4 protein-coding genes are annotated in these 3,161 nt (G+C 59.1%); 1 reads left to right on the top strand and 3 read right to left on the bottom strand.

All coding sequences use genetic code 11. The features are described 5' to 3' along the window. Together PLJ71_12270 and PLJ71_12265 are read right to left on the bottom strand one after the other, a co-directional pair. The coding region (locus tag PLJ71_12270; protein HQM49454.1) for a manganese efflux pump at positions 1-223 on the bottom strand (223 nt) is incomplete at its 3' end. 27 nt (positions 224-250) lie between these two features. Continuing rightward, positions 251-1,375 carry a DUF2961 domain-containing protein gene (locus tag PLJ71_12265; GenBank protein ID HQM49453.1) on the bottom strand — a complete coding sequence of 375 codons (1,125 nt, stop codon included), beginning with the start codon at positions 1,373-1,375 and terminating at the stop codon, positions 251-253. A gap of 107 nt (positions 1,376-1,482) precedes the next feature. On the opposite strand from PLJ71_12265, the gene PLJ71_12260 reads away from it, so the two are divergent. Further along, positions 1,483-2,370 carry a DUF1848 domain-containing protein gene (locus PLJ71_12260; GenBank protein HQM49452.1) on the top strand — a complete coding sequence of 296 codons (888 nt, stop codon included), beginning with the start codon at positions 1,483-1,485 and terminating at the stop codon, positions 2,368-2,370. Between the two features lie 17 nt (positions 2,371-2,387). Here the strand turns inward: PLJ71_12260 and PLJ71_12255 are convergent. Continuing rightward, a partial coding sequence (locus PLJ71_12255; protein HQM49451.1) for a PAS domain-containing protein occupies positions 2,388-3,161 on the bottom strand: 774 nt, incomplete at its 5' end.

Genomic DNA, 3,161 nt, shown 5'->3' with positions numbered 1-3,161 from the left:
CGAACGCGACCCAGTGGTCCCACGCGACAATCAATTCCTCGAGATACGTGCCGAAATACCAGCCGATGACGGGCATTATGGCCTGAAACAACCCGAAATGCCACCCGAACCGGAACACCTGCCGCGGGGAAACATGGCGAAGACGGATGCTTGCGCCAACGGCCGCGGCGAAGGCGTCCATGGCCAGGCCCAAGGCTATTCCCACAATGGTGAGCAGCGTCATGCTTCACACAGCTGGCGGTTATGCATTCTACGGAATGCTCTGATGATCGGTGTTCTTGACGCGGTACCAGCAGAGGAGTTTATCGCGCTCGGGGATGCCGGGCCCTTGCCCCTCGGGCGTGTCCAGATAACAGAAGGCCACCGACGAATAGGCATAGGGCTTGAGCCGCTCCGGGTCAAAGGGATTCACAAACTCCATGCGGAACCGCTTCTTGAAATGAATGGCGTCAGCCTCGTGAGTCCGGTACATCGCGACGCACGAGTTGAACGAATCCTTGATGGGCAAGCCGTGGTAGGGCCCGGCAAATGTCCCCTCGCGGAAATACCACCCTCCCATAAAGTAATCCTCGAGACCGGTGCCGAAGATGCGGGCCCGTTTCCAATCCTCATCGATGTAAATGTATTCGGGCGCCTCGAGATAGACGAGGGTGTTGAAGGGCTCGGCCTGCATCGACAACGTGCAACCTACATAGTGCCCGCGGCCCTCGAATTCGCCGATGAACGTCGGGTCAGGGCCCTGGTTGCGGGCGGTGTGAAACTGGGCGTGGAAATACCCCGAGTTCTCAGAGACACCGCTGTTGAGATGATAAAGAACGTTCATGAAAACCCCGGTGTCGATAGTCGCGTCCTTGTTCTCAAGTTCGATGCGAAACCCTTTCTTGAACGGCATCGGAAACTTGCAGAAGAAGCCGCCGCTCGAGGCGCCAAAATACCTGGATGCATAATTCGCCGACTGGGCCAGGCCGATTCCGAAGAAATCGGCCGCGGGCGCTTCGACCGCCGCCTTCCCGGCGCCGTCCCAGTAGATTCGCAAGATGAGCGTCTTGAGAATCGATTGATCAATGGGGGCCTCCGTGAACCAGTGCTGCCAGAACCACCCGGGAAACGTCATCCAGAGGTTCGCGATATGACCTTCTCCCTCGACTTCGGCGATGGTCACGTTCTTTCCCCTTGGCACCGGCGCCGTCTTGTTTCGGGTGTCGGGGTTGAAGGTCGTGAACTGATGCGTTTCCCAGTCGCGCATGACGGCGATGGCCGTAAGGTCGTTGTCGTCTTCGGAGGCAGGCGAGGTCCCGGGGGACGCGACAGCGATTCCGCTCCGGAGAAGAAGAAGGAACACAATGACGGCAAAACCACTCTGCCAGGTATTCATGACACACTCCTTTTCCGCTTTCCCCGCAAGTGAAACCTTATAGTAGCAAATGAAATGCGTTGCGCTCCATATCCCGATGGGCGATAATCGGCAGGGAGTTGAGCCAAGTGATTATCAGCGCGAGCCGGCGAACGGATATTCCGGCATTCTATTCCAAGTGGTTCATGAACCGCATCGAGGCGCGATTCTGCGAGGTCCCGAACCCGTTCAACCCGGCTCAGGTGTCGCGCGTGTCTTTATGCCCCGAAGAAGTGGACGCGCTGGTCTTCTGGACCCGGAATGCCGCTCCCCTTTTCCCGCGTCTGAAGGAGCTCAATGCCCGCGGATACCGATACTACTTTCTCTATACCCTCCTCGACTACCCGGAACTGCTCGAACCCCGAGCCGCGCCCGTCGAGACGCGTATCGAGAGTTTTCGCCAGCTGGCCAATGTTATCGGGCCGGACCGCGTCATCTGGCGGTATGATCCCATCGTGGTAAGCACAATCACGCCCGTGGGCTTTCACAAGGAAGCCTTCTCACGAATCGCCTCGTCCATCGAAAGGGCAACGAAGCGTTGCATCATCAGCTTCGTGGACCTCTACCGGAAACTCGACAAGCGCCTGCGATGGCTCAGCGAGCATGGTTGTACGTTGTCCGAGCCGCATGAAGAAGAGGCCGCCGAGCTGGCGGCGTTTATTGCCGCATGCGCGCGGAGGCATGGCATGCGGGTGACAACGTGCGCCGAGAACCTCGATCTCACGCCGTGGGGCATCTCCCCCGGAAAATGCATCGACAACGACTACCTGGCCTCGGTATTCGGGATTGCCGCCAGTGCCGAAAAGGATCCCGCGCAGCGTCCCGCATGCGGCTGCGTCGTCAGCAGGGATATCGGCTGCTACGACACCTGCGTGCACGGCTGCCGCTACTGTTACGCGACATCCAACGAATCCAAGGCAGAGGAACGCTTCAAGACGCATGATCCCGCATGGCCGAGCCTCACGCGAAGCGAGTAGCAGCGGGCCGGACGCGGTCAGGCCCGCCTCCTGGGCTTCTCGTTATACTCGGGATACAGCTGCTTGACGCATTCCGGGCAGAGGCTGTGGCTGAATTCCGCATCAGAGCGGCTGCTGATGTACTGCTCGATCTGGTTCCAGTAACCCTGGTCGTCGCGGACCTTCTTGCACGAACTGCATATGGGAAGCATGCCGCTCAAGGTCTTGACCTCGCGCAACGCCGTCTCGAGTTGATGAATCAGGTTCTCGCGTTCAGCTTCAGCACGTTTGCGTTGAGTAACGTCAAACGAGTACTCAATCATCTGGGCGACTTCTCCGGCGCCGTCAAACACGGGAAAACCATGGACCTCGAAGGTCCGCACTTCACCGCCGGCCATGCAGTGGCGATGTTCCGTAACAACCTGCTCTCGCGTTTCCTTGACGAGCCGTAACGGGCAAACGTGGTCCTCGCCGCCGCAGGGCTCGTCGAGGCCATGGGTCAGCCCATAGCACGTGGAAGCGGGGTTGCTGGCGCCCTCCCGGGCCGCCGCGTTCGCGATGAGCACTTCGTAGGTGCTGGCGTCAATCACATAAAACGGATGCGCCAGAGACAACAAAATATTCTCGAGGAACCGGCGCCGTTCGAGGTCGCGTTCCAAAGCGCGTTTGGCTTCGGCTTTACGCGCGTGGATGTGAAAGATAAGCCCGACAAGCAGAACCAGCGCCGTGAGAAGCAGGAGACCGTCCACCCAGGCGTCGTCGCCTGAAAGGAAGTCCTGCCAGAACCCTTCCTGTGCTTCCTCGAGAAGTGA

The sequence above is a fragment of the Candidatus Hydrogenedentota bacterium genome (genome assembly GCA_035416745.1).
Taxonomy (GTDB): domain Bacteria; phylum Hydrogenedentota; class Hydrogenedentia; order Hydrogenedentales; family SLHB01; genus UBA2224.
Note: the sequence above shows the minus strand (reverse complement) of the source record. Positions and strands in the feature narration are given on the sequence as shown.

Coding starts and splice junctions, on each gene's coding strand:
- PLJ71_12265 (HQM49453.1), bottom strand. CDS start 1,375: ATGAATACCTGGCAGAGTGGTTTTGCCGTCATTGTGTTCCTTCTTCTT.